The sequence below is a fragment of the Myxococcales bacterium genome, assembly GCA_016720545.1.
Lineage (GTDB): Bacteria > Myxococcota_A > Polyangia > Polyangiales > Polyangiaceae > JAAFHV01.
On sequence record JADKKK010000034.1, the window covers coordinates 301097 to 316332 of the forward strand.

A 15236-nucleotide genomic window follows, 5' to 3' on the forward strand; every position below is an offset into this window, starting at 1 on the left:
AGCGCCCCGCCTACGCGCCGACCGCCCCAGGGGGTTCGCTCGCCCCCCTCGACCTCTCCGAGCACACCCTCGCCGACCTCGAGATCGAGGACGAGCGATCGCTGCGACATGTCTCCATCTACGCGGACTTAAAGGAAGTTATTGCGCAGAGTGGGTACACCTTCCTGGTCTTGCCGCCCTCCCTCGTGGGCCGCTGGGACCGCGCGCTGCTCCTGAACCTCACCTTCTGGGGGGCCACGGACGGGAGCGGCGCCCGCGTGGGAGGGGACATCCTCGTCGACCGTACCCTGCCCGCGGACGTGGTGGCGCACGTCGCGTGGCACCACCTGGCCGCCACGGCCCTGCACTCGTCCGGCCCCCCCTCGGCCGACGCCCTCTTCCTCGGAGAGGCGATCGCGAGCGCCTTCGACCTCTACCTCGTCGGCCGGCTCCTCGGGCACGCTCCAGCGTCGACTTTTCTCGAGACCCAGGTGCCCGCCATGGCCGAGGCCGCGGAGGCCGCCGGTCTCTCCGAGGCGGGCATCGACGCCTTGCTCAACGACGTGGCCCGGGCTCCCGAGGCCTCCTTCGAGTCGCTGCGGCAGCTCCTGTTCGACGCCACGCGCGCGCTCCTCCGGTGCCGGAGCGCCACCGACGGCCTCCGCGCCCTCGCGTCCTTCGACGAGCACCCCTTCGCGCCCCTGCTCCACCGCTACGAGCTGTCGAACTGGGTCCTCCACGCCCGCGCGTACGTGGCCGACCCCCTCGCGGCGGATCCCGCGGTCGAAGCCCTCGACCAGGCGCTCCGCGCCGCCCCCGACGCGGTGGAGCACCTGCGGGCGGCGTGGGTGGCTCCCGCGCTCCCGCGCGGCTAGCGATTTCCGGCGAGGCCTCCCCCTGGCGACCCGTGTAGTCTCCGGCCATGGGAGCTCTCTCGGTGTGCGTGGTCGGCGGTGGTCACTGGGGCTTGGCGCTCGCGGCGGCGATCGGCCGCGCGGGCAATCGAGCGCTGATCGTCACGCGCCGCGCGGAGCTCACGCTCCCCGAGGGGTGTGAGCTCGCCGAGCTCGCCCGCGCCTGCGACGAGGCGAGGCTCGTCATCTTCGCGGTCCCGTCCCGGGCCGCGCGCGAGGCGGCCCGCCAGCTCGGCGATCACCTCGGGGGCCACCACTACGTCGTCCACGGAGTGCGCGGCTTGGTGGGTGACGGGCTCGAGACCGTGAGCGAGGTCCTCCGCCAAGAGACGCCCGCGCGGCGCGTCGGCGCCCTCGGTGGCCCCGTGCTCGAGCCCGATCTCCTGGCGGGCGCGCCCAGCGTGATGGTCACCGGCGCTCGCTTCCCCGAGGTGAACGAGCTGCTCGCGGAGGCGTTCACCTCTCCGGCGCTTCGGCTGTATTCTACACACGATCTCCGCGGCCTGGAGTGGGCCTCCGCGCTCGTCGGGTGCGTCGCGATCGCCGCCGGGTACGCGCGCGGCTTGGGCGTCAACGCCGGGCTCGTGGCCGCGTTCATGACCCGCTCCATCCACGAAGCCGCACGCATCGCCGTGGCCGCCGGCGGGGAAGACCGCACGCTGCTCGGCCTCGCGGGCTACGGCGACCTGCTCGCCGCCGTCCTCGAGGACGAACGCCCCGAGATCGCCCTCGGGCGCGCGCTCGCGGGCGGAAAGACGGCCGCCGACGCGCTCGCCGAGGCGCGCCACTCGGTCGAGGCGGTGGAGCTCGTGCCGCGCATCCTGGCATGGTGCGAGCAGCGCGAGCTGCGGACCCCCATCTTTCGGGCGCTGGGCCTCGGGATCCTCGGCGGCCACCCTCCCGACACGTTGCTCCACCAGCTCATGACGATGCCCCATGTGTGAGTAGCGAAGCAAGGCGCGATCCGAGGAGCCCGCGGAGCCTACTCTTGTACTCTTGTAGGTGAGCAGGCACGGAGGAGCGCAACGCAGCTCGTGCCGATGCGGCGGCGCGCCGGCGACGGGAGTCCATCAACGGGCTGCTCTAGACGGGCCGCGAGGGAAGGTCGGGCTCCACGTGGCGTATCGCCTCCAGTCGTGGCACACGTGATCACCGCCGCTTCCCGTGCGGCCTCTGGAGCCCCTCCACCATGCCCGCCTTACCCAAGCTCGCCGCCGTCCCTCGCGCCATCGCCGCCGCCGCCGCCGTGGTGGCCATGGCGGGCGCCGCGGCGTGCTCTGCACCCGTCGGCGAGCCCGCCGCGTCGTTCGACACGACCGCGAAGTCCCGCGCGGCGTTCGCGAGCGCCGAGGCGACGCTCGTCGAGCTCGAGTGGGACGGCGAGGTCGTGGCCGACTGGTCCGGCGGGGCCCCCGACGCCATCGCGAACCAGCTGCTCTACACGATAGGCGCGCTGAACGAGCTCGCCTCGGTGGGGCAGCTCGAGCGGGTCGAGATCACGAACCGCGTCGTGAGCCCCATCCCCGGAGGCGGCGGCCAGCACCTGGTCACCTACCACGCGAAGCTGCCCGTCGCCTGGAACCGGCGCCGCCCCACGCCCAGCACCTTCACGCTGAAGCTCCCGCGGCGCGGGTACTGGAGCTCGCTCGTCGACTTCGCCGCGACCTACGGCGGCACCTGCGTGGACGCCTCGGCCCACGGCGTCGACGCCGGGAGCATGTGGTATTATTACCGTGTCCTCAGGCCTTCCTGCGCGCTCGCCCCAAGCGACGCCATCGAGATCATGGCCACGGTGGCGCCCTCCGCGGGGAACACCACGGGCAAGTACCCGGAGTACCACCGCGTCTGGCAGGACGATCTCCTGAAGGCGGTAGTCATCGTCGGCAAGTACGAGGAGGGCGCGACGTCGTTCTCGGACCCCGGCCTCGAGGGCTACGCGCAGTTCGTCGACCACGTCCGGCAGAAGCTCGCGCGCGCCGCCACGGGGCCGGTGGTGACGACGCCGCCAGGGCTCCCCACGCACCCCGGCGTGGCCTACCCCGACATCACGCTCGAGGCGAGCCTCCCCACCGGCAAGACGGCGCGCGTCCACTTCCTGCTCGTCGACAACGTGCGCACGCAGGGCGCCTCCTTCGACGCTCGCTACGCCTCGCTGACCTCCGACGCCGACTTCATCAACTACAGCGGTCACGCGGGGCTCGGCGCGAACGTGCGGGCGCTCCTCGATAAGGGCACGTGGTCGGCGGGGCAGCACCTGCTCTTCTTCATGAACGGCTGTGACACGTTCGCCTACGTCGACGGCCGCCTGCGCGAGGCCCGCACCGCCCTGAACACGGACGACCCCACCGGCACGAAGTACCTCGACATGATCTCGAACGCGATGCCGAGCTACGCCAACGCGTACTCGTCGGAGCCCGTCGTCCTCGACGCGCTCATCGACTGGCAGACCCCGCGCACCTTCGCGGACATCTTCCGCAGCATCGACTACCGCCAGGTCGTCGCCGTCACGGGCGAAGAGGACAACGAGTTCGTGCCGGGCATGCCGGTCGGCACCGTGCCCGCGCCGGCACCGGACGCCGCCACCGACGGCGGACCGCTCACCCCAGACGCGGGCGACGCCCGGCCTGGCACGCCCGGCACGCCCTCGGCCACGCCGAGCGCGGGCCCCCTCCCTTCCACCCCGGCGATCGAGCCGTCCTCCGGAGCCCAGGAGCCCTCGGGCTGCGCCTGCGAGACCGCTCCGGGGCGCGCGCCGGCGGAGCCCCCCCTCGGAGGGCTCGGGCTCGCCGTCGCGGGGGCGCTCGTCGCCGCTCGCCGACGTCGGCCAACCTGAGCGGCTACCCCACCCTGCGCGATCACGCTCGCGATCGCGATCGCGATCGCGCGCCCCCGTCTCGCCCCCCCTTCGAGCGGACCGGGCGCGCGAGGTTATCGCGACCACCGGCGTGGACGTGGCCTCCCTCGCTTGCTACGTCCGGGGCGGTGAACCGCACTCCCCCTTGGCTCCGGTGCCTCCTGTCGGCCCTCGCCGCGCTCGCCGTAGTGCTCGGAGCGCTCGACCCGCGGAGCGCCCTGGCCGCCGTGCCCCCGCTCGTCGGCCACGTCGTCGACGTGCCTGGCGCGCTGTCGGGCGCGGAGCGCTCCGCCCTCGACGCGAAGCTCGAGCACGCCCGCCGCACGCGCGGCCTCACGGTCGTCGTGCTCGTGGCCGGCCCGCTCGATCCTGCGCAGGGCACCATCGACGACGTGGCGTACGAGGCCTTCAACACGTGGGGCGTGGGCGCCAAGGGCAAAGACGACGGAGTGCTCCTCGTGGTCGCCCCCACCGACCGCAAGCTGCGCATCGAGACCGGCAAGGGGGTCGGCGGCGCGCTGACCGACGTGCAGTCGAGCCACATCAACCGCGACATCATCGGCCCCGAGCTCCGGGCGGGACGCGTGTACAACGCACTCGATCGTGGCACCGACGCGATCCTCGAGGCGCTGGCGAAGGACGCCCCCGCGCCCGCTCCGGTGGCGCGGCGAAAGAGCCCCCTCGAGAACCCCGTCGTCGTCGCCGTGATCGTCGTCGTGGTGCTGCTCGTGATCGTGCTCTCGATCGTGTCGCGCACGTTTCGCACGTTCTTCTTCGCGTTCCTCCGCATCTTCTGGTTTCTCCTCAGCGTCTTCAGCGGACGCGGCGGCGGCGGCGGCGGTGGCTACACCGGCGGCGGCGGGCGCTCCGGCGGCGGCGGCTCGAGCGACGATTATTGAGCGGCGCCGCGAGGACCGAATGGGGCGGGGCGCTGCGGCTGTGCGAGGTCTTCGCGGTGGTTGAGCTGCCCCCGCTGCGGGCCGTCGTGGGCACGTGGGGCCCGCCGGAGGGCGCCGCGGCCACCTGCGCCCTCGTGTTCGGCATCTTGCTCCTGGGCGCCTCCCTGACGGCGCGGGGGCGGGTCGTGCTCGAGCGCGCCGTCCTCGACTCGTCGCGGCGCGCGTTCCTCTGGGGGGCTTGCGGGCTGGCGGCGGCGCTTTCGCTCGGGTACGTCGCGTTCTACCTGCGGGGAGGGCCCCGCATCATCGACGCGACCACGTACCTCCTGGAGGCCCGCGGCCTCGCGGCCGGCTCGTTCAGGTTCCCGGCGGGGTTCCCGAGCGCGTCCACCCGGGGGCGCTTCCTCCTTTACGACGAGGCCGGCGGCGCCCTCGGAGGCATCTTCCCACCGGGCTATCCGCTGCTGCTCTCGCTCGGCGTGCGGGCAGGCGCGCCGATGGTCGTCGGCCCGCTGCTCGCGGCCGCGCTCGTGGCCGCCACGCGCGCCCTCGGCGTCGCCGCGGCCACCGAGCTCGGCGTGCCCGCGCCCCGCCGCGAGCGCATCGGCCGGGCGGCGGCGCTCTTCTCGGTCACCTCCGCCTGCGCGCGATACCACACGGCCGACACGATGTCGCACGGAGCCTCGGCGCTCTACGTGGCGTGCGGCCTCGTGGCCCTGCTCGGGTGGCGCCAACGGCCCAGCCGAGCCGCCGCGGCCTGCGCCGGCCTCGCCCTCGGCGCCCTCGTGGCGACCCGGCCCGTGTCGGCGTTGCCGCTCGGCGTAGTGGTCACGGCGACGCTCGTGCTCGCGCGCCGCGGCGACGTCACCCCGCGGGCTCGGCTCGCCGCGCTCGCCGTCGCGGCCGTCGCGGTGCTCCCAGGGCTCGCGCTCTTGCTCGCCTGGCAGCGCGAGCTGACCGGCTCGCTCGGGGGCTCCCCGCAGCTCTTGTATTATGCACGCAGCGACGGCCCGTCGGGCTGCTTCCGCTACGGCTTCGGGCGCGGCGTGGGGTGCCTGTTCGAGCACGGCGACTTCGTGCGCCACAACCTCGCCGCAGGCTACGGTCCGCTCGCGGTGTTGGGCACCACGGCGCGACGCCTCAAGATGCACCTCGCCGACGCGGCGAACCTCGAGCTGCTCTTCCCCCTCGTGCTCGCGCCGCTCTTCACAGAGCGGCGCCGACCGGTCGCGAGATTGCTGGGCGCGTCCCTCGGCCTCCAGGTGCTCGCGTACGCGCCGTTCTACTTCGACGGCAACTACCCGGGCGGCGGCGCGAGGTTCTTCGCCGACACGCTCCCCGTCGAGCACGCCCTGCTCGCGCTCACGGTGTCGAGCGCTTGGCTGCGGCCAGGTGCGCCCGCGGTGAGCGCCGCTGCGCGCGCCGCGCCGTGGCTCGTCCTCGCTGTGTCGCTCGTCGCCTTCAGTGTGCACGCGCGTTTCGACCACGACGCGCTCGCGGACCGCGAGGGCGGCGCGCCCTTCTACGTGCCCGACCTCGCGAGCCGCCAGGGGCTCGATCACGCGCACGAGCGGACGCCAGCCCTCGTCTTCGTGGACACCGACCACGGCTTCGCGCTCGGGCACATCCCGACCCAAAGCCCGGCGAGCGCGGACGCGCGATCGGGCGGCCCGGTCGTGCTCCGGCGGCGCGATGACGACCACGACTGGCTCGCGTTCGTGGCGCGCGGCCGCCCCGAGTCGTGGGTCTACCGCCACGAAGGTGGCTCTCCGCGGCTCAGCCCGTGGGCGCCGACCCCGCCGGTGGGCGCGCTCCGGTTCGAGGCCGAAGCGGACTGGCCCCCGCTCGCCCAGGACGGCGGATATGCACTCCCTTCGTGGATGGCGGGCGCAGCGTCGGGGGACCGCGTGCTGACCCTCACGCCGACGGCGCACGAGGGGCGCCCCCGCCGCGCCACGATGGTGCTCGCGCTCCCCGCGCCGTCCGCGGGGGCGTTCACGCTCGCGCCAAGGGTGCTCGCGGCGCCCGGCGTGACCGGACACGTCCGCGCCGCGGGCGCAGAGTGGGCGTTCGCGGGGCAAGGCCGCCTCGTCGACTTGCCGGCCAAGCGCGTCGATCTGCCGAGCGGCGAGTCCCACCTCGTCGTCGAGGCCGACGGCGGCGACGTGGCCCTCGACCGCGTCCTGCTCGCGCCGATCGGCGCGCCGTAGCTTAGAACTGGTTAGCTAGCTCGCTAGCCAAGGGGGGGCGATCCTCGCGCCAACCCTCACGCCGGACGCCCCGGGCCGCCGACGAACCCAGCCCGCCCTCCTTGACAGGCTTGACGCGAGGCTCACGCCTGGGCTTAGCTTGAAGGTTGGAGGGATGGGTCATGACGAAAAGCGAATTGATTGACGCACTTGCGGCCAGGAGTGATCTCACGAAGGCGCGCGCGGAGCTCGTCGTCAACTGCGTGTTCGACTCCATGACCGAGGCGCTCCAGAAGGGCGACGGCATCGAGATCCGCGGATTCGGGAGCTTCACCGTGCGCCCCTACAAGGCGTACTCCGGGCGCAACCCGCGCACCGGCGCGCCCGTCCCCGTCCCGCCGAAGCGCCTGCCCTTCTTCAAGGTCGGCAAGGACCTGAAGGAGCTCGTCAACAGCAGCCGCCACCAGCCGATCACGGGCGACGAGGGCGACGACTGATCCGCCGCGCGAGGCTACGCTCGAGCAGCGCAGCGCCGTGCGCACCTCGAGCGCGACCTCGCGACGGCGGCAGACGCGCCTGCGGCCTGGTAAGGTGACGCCGCCATGCCGACCGATCCCCCGAACGCTCCCCCGAACGCTCCCCGCGCCGACGCCTCGCCTTCGACGGGAGGCGGGTCTTTTCTCCCCGTCGAAGCGCAGCTCGAGGTCATCCTGCGCGGGGCCGAGGACGTGCACGTCCGCGCGGAGCTCACGGCCCGCCTCGAGGAGTCACGCGCCTCCGGGCGACCGCTCCGCGTGAAGGTCGGCTTCGACCCCACGCGACCCGACCTGCACCTCGGGCACGCGGTGCTCATGCAGAAGATGCGGCAGTTTCAGGACCTCGGGCACGAGGTCATCTTGCTCGTGGGTGACTTCACCGCGATGGTCGGCGATCCCACCGGGCAGAACGACCTCCGACCACGGCTCACGCGGGCCGACGTGGAGGCCGCCGCGGAGACCTACACCGAGCAGGCGTTCCGCATCCTCGCGCGCGAGATCACGGTGGTCCGCCGCAACTCCGAGTGGCTCGGCGCGCTCGGGGCCACGGAGCTCATCGAGCTCATGGCCAAGACCACGGTCTCGCGCATGCTCGAGCGCAACGACTTCGCGAAGCGCTTCGCCGAGCAGCGCCCCATCTACCAGCACGAGTTCCTCTACCCCCTGCTTCAGGGCTACGACTCGGTCGCGCTCGCCTGCGACATCGAGCTCGGCGGCACGGACCAGCTCTTCAACCTGCTCGTCGGCCGCGACCTCATGCCGAAGTACGGCAAGCGCGGCCAGCTCGTACTCACGACGCCGCTGCTCGAGGGCACCGACGCGCGCTTCGTCGACGGCAAGGTGGTCGGCAAGAAGATGTCGAAGAGCGCCGACAACACCATCGGCCTGCTGGAGGCGCCCCTTACCTTCTTCCGGAAGGTGATGCAGCTCGATGACGACGTCATCTTCCGGTACTACGACCTCCTCTCGAGCCGCTCGTCCGCAGAGATCGCCGCCCTCCGCGCCGAGCGCGCCGCGGGCCGGAACCCCCAGGAAATCAAGGCCGCCTTCGCGAGCGAGCTGCTCACGCGCCTCCAGGGCGAGGAGGCAGCCCGCGACGCGGCCGCGGAGTTTCGGCGCGTGTACTCGGGCGACGCGATCCCCGACGACGTGCCCGAGCTTCGCCTCCCCACCGAGGGCGACACCCTCTGGATCGCGAAGGCGCTCGCGCTCGCCAACCTCGTCAAGTCCAGCGGCGAGGGCAAGCGGCTCGTCGAGCAGGGCGGCGTCGAGGTGAACCGGGAGCGCGTCACCGACCCGCAGCTTCAGCTCGCGCGCGGCGAGCGCTACCTGCTCAAGGTGGGCTCGAAGAACCGGCGGTTCGCGTGGGTCACCGTGCTCGGCGCCGACGCGGGCCCCGCGTGAGCCGGGCCCGCGCGGTCCCGCGCCGCGCCTTCCTCGGCGCGCCCGTCGCCCTCGCCTTCGCCGACCTCGCGGGGTGCGCGACGCCGCCCGCGCCAGCGGCGCCCTCCGGTCCCCCGCCCGTGCCGCTCACCCTCACGCCGCTCGCGGGCCTCGTGAAGGCGCCTGGGCTCACGTGGATGGTCGAGGTCGCGCCCCGCCGCGCCCTGCTCGACGCGGGGCTCCTCGCCGCGCTCGCCACCGTGGTGCCCGAGGCGCGCTTCCAGTCGTTCGCCAAGGGCCACGGCGGGCTCGACCCCCGCAGCCTCGAGGAGCTCGTGGTGGCTCGGTACGAGGGCGTCACGCTCACCCTCGCCCGGGTCCCCCCCGGGACAATGGACCCCGTGAAGGTGCACCAGGGCTTCGAGCGCTACGCCCGCTCGATCGAGGCCCGCGCCATCGACGTGCCGAACCCCAGCGTCGTCCGAATGTTCGGCGACGGCCCGCGCGAGGGGGAGCGCGTGCAGCTCGTCACGTTCGGCCGCGAGGCGGTCGCGCTCGAGGTGGGCAAGTTCGGGCCGCTGCGGGTGGCGGAGCTCTACGCGCAGGGCAAGCTGCGACGGGCGAAGCCTGCGTTGGAGAGCGAGCCGCTCGCCAAGGTGGCCTCCCTGCTGGGCCAGGGGGCGGAGCTCCGGTTCTTCGCGGCGGGCCCCTTCGTCGGCGAGTGGGAGCGGGCGCTCGGCGGGCTCCTCCGCGCGAGCACGGGCGTCGGGCTGTCGCTCTCGACGGTGCCCGGCACCGAGGGACACCTGCGCGCCGTGGGCGTCGTGGTGGGCGACTTCGACAAGGCGCCGGAGGACGCCGCGCGCACGTTCGGCGCCGCCCTCGACGTCCTCTTCGCCAAGAACGCCCTGGGGCGCATGCTCGGGCTCGACGCCCCCGTCGAGTCCGTGCGCACGTCGACCGGCCCCGGCGCGCTCCGCGTCGGGGCCGTGTTCGACGGCGCCCGCATCGCGCGCGGGCTCCACACGGCGCTCGACGCCGAAATATCAGAAATAATGAATGAATCCCGATAGTTCTGAGGCGCGGCAAGAACGCCCGTGGGGGGGCTCACGGTTGACGCAGGGCCGATGATTGTGCTAGCCGGGCCCTCTGTCCACGATGGTTCAACCGAAGAAAAGCGCCTCCGAAGCCCGCCCCGCAAGAGCCCCTGCCAAGGGCTCGAAGCCCAAGAAGGTGGCTGACGCCGCGCGTTCCCCGAAGCCTGTAGCCAGCAAGGCCAAGGCTTCGCCCACCCCGAAGGCGCTGCCGCCGACCGCGAAGAAGAAGGCGACCGCGCCCGCCGCGGGCGAGGCTCCGAAGAAAAAGGCCGACGCCAAGGCGCCCGCCCCCAAGACCACCGCCAAGGCGCCCGCCCCCAAGACCACCGCCAAGGCGCCCGCCCCCAAGGCCAAGCCGGCCGAGGCGCCCGCCCCCAAGACCACCGCCAAGCCCAAGCCGGCCGAGGTGCCCGCCGCCCGCGCGTCCGCCAAGCGCCTGCCCGCGGCCGCCCCCTCCGCGCCCGCCCTGGCGAAGCCCGCTGTGAAGGCCGAGCCGCCGCCCAAGCCGCCGGAGGCCAAGATCTCGGAGCTCGAGTTCGGCACCTACCGCACGCGCCCGCCGCCCCCCCTGCCGCGCCTGGCGTCCCAGCCCCCGCCGGCGCCCTCACCGCCGGCCCCGAGGCCCCACATTCCTCCGTCGAAGGGCTACCAGCCCATCGTCACCATCCAGCCGTTCCCTCGCTCGACCGAGCCGCTGAACCTCTCGGTGGGCGACAAGGCGGTGCACCCGCTCCACGGGCTCGGCGAGGTCTCCTCGATCGAGCACCGCGAGGTCGGCGGGGTGTCTGGTGACTTCTACATCCTGCGCATCCTGGACAAGGGCATGCGCGTGATGGTGCCGAAGAACAGCGCCTCGTCCAGCGGGCTCCGCGCGGTCATGAGCGAGAAGGACGCGAACGCCGTGCTCGACACGCTGCGCGCCCCCGAGACCGCCGTCGATCTCCAGCCGTGGAGCCGCCGCTTCCGCGCCTACACCGAGATGATGAAGAGCGGCTCGCCGCACGAGGTCGCGAAGGTGCTCCGCGACATGTTCCGCCTCAAGTTCGACAAGGACCTGAGCTTCGGCGAGCGGCGCCTGCTCGATCAGGCGAAGAGCCTGCTCATGAAGGAGCTCGCCGCCGCGAAGAAGATCAGCGAGGCCGACCTCATGACCGAGGTCTCCGAGATGTTCAAGGCGTAGCGCCCCGATGAGGCTCTACACAAAGACGGGCGACGACGGCACCACCGGCCTCTTCGGTGGTGCCCGCGTGCGCAAGGCTTCGACCCGCGTGAGCGCCTACGGCACCGTCGACGAGCTGAACGCGACCCTCGGGGTCGCGCGCGCCACGGGCCTCGCGCCCCCGACCGACGCGCTCCTCGCCACGGTGCAGAGCGATCTGTTCGTGCTCGGCGCAGAGTTGGCATGCCTGCCAGGCAAGGAGGACAAGCTCAAGATGCGTCTGCTCGACGACGCGGACTGCGCGCGCCTCGAGCAGGCGATCGACGCGTCGGAGGGGCCGCTGCCGGCACTCCGCTCGTTCGTGCTCCCCGGGGGCTCGCCTCAGGCGGCGGCGCTCCACCTGGCGCGCACCGTGTGCCGGCGCGCGGAGCGCGAGGTGCTCGGGGTCGACGCCGGCGACGTGCGCGGGACGCTCGTCGTGTACCTCAATCGCCTGTCGGACCTGCTCTTCTCCCTCGCGCGCGGCGAGAACCTCCGCGCCGGCGTCGACGACGTCCCCTGGACGCCGCGAAGCTGAGCCCCGCAGTCCAGGGGTCATCTTCTTCGATCGCGAGGGTTCACGCGGCGCGGGCGGCCGCCGAGGCGGGCTTCGCCGGGCGGACCGGCGCCTCGGGCGTGCTCATCGCGTCGGCGAGGAGGCGGCGGCCGCGGTGCAGCCGGCTCATCACGGTGCCGAGCGGCACGCCGAGGGCGGCCGCGGCCTCCCGGTACGTCGCGTCGCCGAGATCGACCCGCACGATGACCTCGCGGAACGAGGGCGGCAGCGCCGAGAGCTGCTCCGCCGTCGCCCGAGTGAGCCCCCCCGCGCGCTCGGGCGCCGTGAATGGCTCGCGGTGCGGCCACGCGTCCGGATCGCTCGCGAGGCTCCGCAGCGCGTTTCGCTCGCGACGGCTGCGGCGGTACCGCGTCACGAAGACGCTGAACAAAATCTGGTAGGCCCACGCGCGGAGGTTCGTCCCGAAGCGGTACTGGTCCTCGAAGCGGAGCGCGCGCAGGACGGTCTCCTGAACGAGATCGTCGGCGAGCGCGGCGTGCCGCGTGAGGCGCAGCGCGCGGCCGCGCAGCTCGGGGCAGAGGGCCGCGAGCCCCCTACGGAGCTCGGGGAGGGTGTGGGCGATGACGGGCACGGCGGCGCGGGGTTCGGACATGAGCGGGCTCCTCGAAGGGGTCCTTTTCACGCCGCATGCCAGCTCACATCGCCCCGAAATAATTAGATAAATTCGAGAATCGACCGAGACGCCGGGTCAGCCTGGACACGCGCGTGTGTCTCGCGACACCTCGCGGCCTCAGGCCGCGCCGCGCGGCCCAGTGAGACCCGCGAGCACGGCGGGCACGCCCTCGGCGATCTCGCGCGCGAGCATACCGCGCTCGCCGTGAGCCCGCGCCCACGCCCGGCCCGCGCGAGCGTGCACGAAGACGCCGAGCTCCGCAGCGCGAGCCAAAGGCAGCTCGCACGCGAAGGCGCCCACGATGCCCGCGAGCACATCACCCGAGCCCGCGACCGCGAGGGTAGGCGTGCCCTCGTCGACCACGCGGAGCGTGACCTCGTCGGCTCCGCCGTCTGCGCCGGCTTGGGCCCACGCGGCGATCACGGTGCAGGCCCCCTTCAGCACCACGATCGCGCCCGAGGTGAGCGCCGCCTCGCGCGCTGCACCGAAGCGGTCACGGGCGATGTCCGCCGCGGAGACGCCAAGGAGCCTCCCGAGCTCGCCCTCGTGCGGAAGCAGCACGGTGGGGCCACGCCGGTCTCGAAGGGCCGAGAGGCGCCCCTCCAGGCCCGCGAAGCCGTCGGCGTCGAGCACCACCGGCGCCTCCGCGAGCGCGAGCACCCGCTCCACCAGCGCCCGCGCCCACGGCCCCCGGCCGAGGCCTGGCCCCACCACGATCGCGCGCTTCCCCGCGAGCAGCTCCACGAGGCCGCGCACGCTCGGGCCACCCTCCCCCGCCGCGCCCCCGCCGTGCGCGCCCCCGCCCCCGCGGTGCATACGATCACGGAGCGCACCCTCGCCGAGCGAGTGGGCATCGTCGAGCGCCGCGGTCATGCTCTCGAGCACGCGCATCTCGAAGGCAGCGACCGTCGAGCGAGCCGCAGCAAGCGTCGTCGCGCCAGCGCCAGCGCGCGCCGCGCCCAACGCCGCGAGGAGCGCCGCGCCCGTCTTTCCTGGGCTGCCACCGAGCACCGCGACGTGCCCGGCCCGGTACTTGTGAACCGACGCGGGGCGCGGGGCGAGGGCCCCGCGGACATCGTCCTCCGCGAGGCACCACGCCGTCGCGCGCGCCGCGGGTGGCAAGCCGGGCAGCGCGAGCGGCACGCCGATGTCGACCACGTGCACCACGCCCGCGTGCTCGCGCCCCACCGGCGTGGCGGTGCCGAGCTTCTCGCCCACGAAGGTCGCGGTGTGCGCGGCGAGCACGGCCGCGCCCAGCACCTCTCCGGTGCGCCCGCACAAGCCCGAGGGCAGGTCGAGCGCGAGCACCTTGCGTCGAGCCTCGGCGATGCGCTCCACGGCGACACGGGAGGGCCCCTCGATGGCCCGCGCGAGGCCCGTGCCAAAGAGCCCGTCGACCACGGCATCGGCGGCGGTCACGTCGCGCGCGAAGGCCTCGAGGCCTCGCTCGTCGAGCAGATGCACCTGCCCGCCCAGCCCCACGAACGCCTCGGCGTTCGTCAGCGCGTCGCCCATGAGCGCGCCCACGCCGACAGGGCAATACACGACGGCCTCGGCGCCCACGACCGTAAGCCTCCGCGCGACCACGAAGGCGTCGCCGCCGTTGTTCCCACGACCGGCCGCGAGCACCACGCGCTTGCCCGCGGGCGCTCCGCCGAGCAGCTCGCGGGCCAGCACCTCGTACGCGCCGCGACCGGCGTTCTCCATGAGGAGGAGCGAGGGCGTGCCGCGCGCGCTGGCGTAGGCGTCGAACGCGCGCATGGCCTCGGGGGCGAAGAGGGGCCGCATGTCAGCGGCTCGCCTCGAGGACGACCACCGCCACCGCGACGCCTGCGTCCTGCGAGAGGCTCACGTGCCACCGGTCGGCGCCGAGCGCGGTAGCGAGCGCGAGGGCCGTGCCATGCAGCTCGAGCACGGGTCGTCCGCTCGGCGCGCGCCGGACGCGGCAGTCGTGCCACGCGAGGCCTCGCGCTCCGTCGGTCGCCTTCACGAACGCCTCTTTCGCGGCGAACCGCCCGGCGATCGCGGGCGCGCGCTCGCGGCCTTCGAGGTCTGCGCGCTCGTCGGGGCCGCAGAGCCGCGCGAAGAGGCGGTCCCCGTGACGCTCGAGGGCCGCGCGCATGCGGGCGATCGAGCACACGTCCACGCCGAGCCCGACGATCATGGGGCCATCGTAGCGAAAATGGCGCGGCCCCCGACGGCTTTCGGTGCCTCGCCGGGGCCGACGCGCCCGCGGACCTACGACCGTCGGCCGCGCGACGCGACGCCCACGTCGACCGCGCGCCCGAACGCCCGCACGGCCTCGCGAATACCGCAGAACACCGCGTCGGAGACCACGGCGTGGCCGATGTTGAGCTCGGCGATCTCGGGGACGCTCATGAGCCCGACCACGTTGGCCTGCGTGAGCCCGTGGCCCGCGGCGACCTCGAGGTTCGCGGCGTGCGCCTGCGCCGCGCCACGCGCGAGCTCCGCCAGCCGCGCCGCGGCCTGCTCGCCGGGGCTCGCGTGCGCGTAGTCGCCGGTGTGGAGCTCGATCTGCTCGACCCCGAGCCCGGCGGAGGCGGCGATCTGCGCGGGGTCGGCGGCGATGAAGAGGCTCACCTTCACGGAGGCCTCCGCGAGCCTCGCCACGTACCCCGCGAGGCGCTCACGCGCGCGCACCACGTCGAGGCCGCCTTCGGTCGTGCGCTCCTCGCGCCGCTCGGGCACGAAGGTGACCACGTCCGGGCGCACGCGGAGCGCGATCTCCATCATCTCGTCGGTGGCAGCGATCTCCAGGTTGAACGTCGCGCGGAGCGCCGCGCGAAGGCGCTCGACGTCGTCGTCGCGGATGTGGCGCCGGTCCTCCCGGAGGTGTGCCGTGATGCCGTGGGCGCCCGCCTCGAGGCAGCGCCGCGCCGCCTCGACCGGGTCGGGATAGGGCGTGCCGCGCGCGTTGCGGAGCGTCGCCACGTGATCGATGTTCACATGGAGTCGGACGCGGGGCGACAGGGCCGG

The 15236-nt window shown here is 73.7% G+C and carries 14 protein-coding genes; 10 read left to right on the plus strand and 4 right to left on the minus strand.

The annotated features are described in order from the left end of the window. The first annotated feature begins 83 nt into the window (after nt 1–83). The 10 genes from IPQ09_27915 (at nt 84) to IPQ09_27960 (ending at nt 11587) form a co-directional block, all read left to right on the plus strand. Nucleotides 84–854 (plus strand): hypothetical protein, encoded by a 771-nt coding sequence (locus tag IPQ09_27915; protein ID MBL0197974.1) that lies wholly within the window; start codon nt 84–86, stop codon nt 852–854. A 47-nt stretch (nt 855–901) separates the two neighbouring features. Further along, nucleotides 902–1837 (plus strand): glycerol-3-phosphate dehydrogenase, encoded by a 936-nt coding sequence (locus IPQ09_27920; protein ID MBL0197975.1) that lies wholly within the window; start codon nt 902–904, stop codon nt 1835–1837. A gap of 245 nt (nt 1838–2082) precedes the next feature. Beyond that, complete coding sequence (locus IPQ09_27925) at nt 2083–3726, plus strand: hypothetical protein (protein MBL0197976.1); 1644 nt, start codon at nt 2083–2085, stop codon at nt 3724–3726. A 149-nt stretch (nt 3727–3875) separates the two neighbouring features. Beyond that, nucleotides 3876–4646: a TPM domain-containing protein gene (locus IPQ09_27930; protein ID MBL0197977.1), complete on the plus strand. Its 771-nt coding sequence runs from the start codon at nt 3876–3878 to the stop codon at nt 4644–4646. 56 nt (nt 4647–4702) lie between these two features. Beyond that, nucleotides 4703–6856 carry a hypothetical protein gene (locus IPQ09_27935; protein MBL0197978.1) on the plus strand — a complete coding sequence of 718 codons (2154 nt, stop codon included), beginning with the start codon at nt 4703–4705 and terminating at the stop codon, nt 6854–6856. Nucleotides 6857–7017: 161 nt separating this feature from the next. Continuing rightward, nucleotides 7018–7332: an integration host factor subunit beta gene (locus tag IPQ09_27940; GenBank protein MBL0197979.1), complete on the plus strand. Its 315-nt coding sequence runs from the start codon at nt 7018–7020 to the stop codon at nt 7330–7332. A 105-nt stretch (nt 7333–7437) separates the two neighbouring features. Then, nucleotides 7438–8775: a tyrosine--tRNA ligase gene (locus tag IPQ09_27945; GenBank protein MBL0197980.1), complete on the plus strand. Its 1338-nt coding sequence runs from the start codon at nt 7438–7440 to the stop codon at nt 8773–8775. Further along, nucleotides 8772–9827, plus strand: coding sequence for a hypothetical protein (locus IPQ09_27950; protein MBL0197981.1), 1056 nt, complete (start codon nt 8772–8774; stop codon nt 9825–9827). Before IPQ09_27945 ends, IPQ09_27950 begins: the two co-directional genes overlap by 4 nt. A gap of 718 nt (nt 9828–10545) precedes the next feature. Further along, nucleotides 10546–11031, plus strand: a complete 486-nt coding sequence (locus tag IPQ09_27955; protein MBL0197982.1) for a CarD family transcriptional regulator — start codon at nt 10546–10548, stop codon at nt 11029–11031. A gap of 7 nt (nt 11032–11038) precedes the next feature. After that, nucleotides 11039–11587 carry a cob(I)yrinic acid a,c-diamide adenosyltransferase gene (locus tag IPQ09_27960; protein ID MBL0197983.1) on the plus strand — a complete coding sequence of 183 codons (549 nt, stop codon included), beginning with the start codon at nt 11039–11041 and terminating at the stop codon, nt 11585–11587. Between the two features lie 40 nt (nt 11588–11627). Here the strand turns inward: IPQ09_27960 and IPQ09_27965 are convergent, their stop codons facing one another. The 4 genes from IPQ09_27965 to IPQ09_27980 all read right to left on the minus strand — a co-directional run bounded on the left by IPQ09_27965 (nt 11628) and on the right by IPQ09_27980 (nt 15230). After that, on the minus strand, nt 11628–12218 hold the full coding sequence (locus IPQ09_27965) for an RNA polymerase sigma factor (protein ID MBL0197984.1): 591 nt from the start codon (nt 12216–12218) through the stop codon (nt 11628–11630). 138 nt (nt 12219–12356) lie between these two features. Next, nucleotides 12357–14027, minus strand: a complete 1671-nt coding sequence (locus IPQ09_27970) for an NAD(P)H-hydrate dehydratase (GenBank protein MBL0197985.1) — start codon at nt 14025–14027, stop codon at nt 12357–12359. 1 nt (nt 14028) lies between these two features. Then, a complete protein-coding gene (locus IPQ09_27975; protein ID MBL0197986.1) occupies nt 14029–14403 on the minus strand; it encodes a holo-ACP synthase in 375 nt (124 codons plus the stop codon). A 74-nt stretch (nt 14404–14477) separates the two neighbouring features. Further along, on the minus strand, nt 14478–15230 hold the full coding sequence (locus IPQ09_27980; GenBank protein ID MBL0197987.1) for a pyridoxine 5'-phosphate synthase: 753 nt from the start codon (nt 15228–15230) through the stop codon (nt 14478–14480). Between the last annotated feature and the right edge of the window lie 6 nt (nt 15231–15236).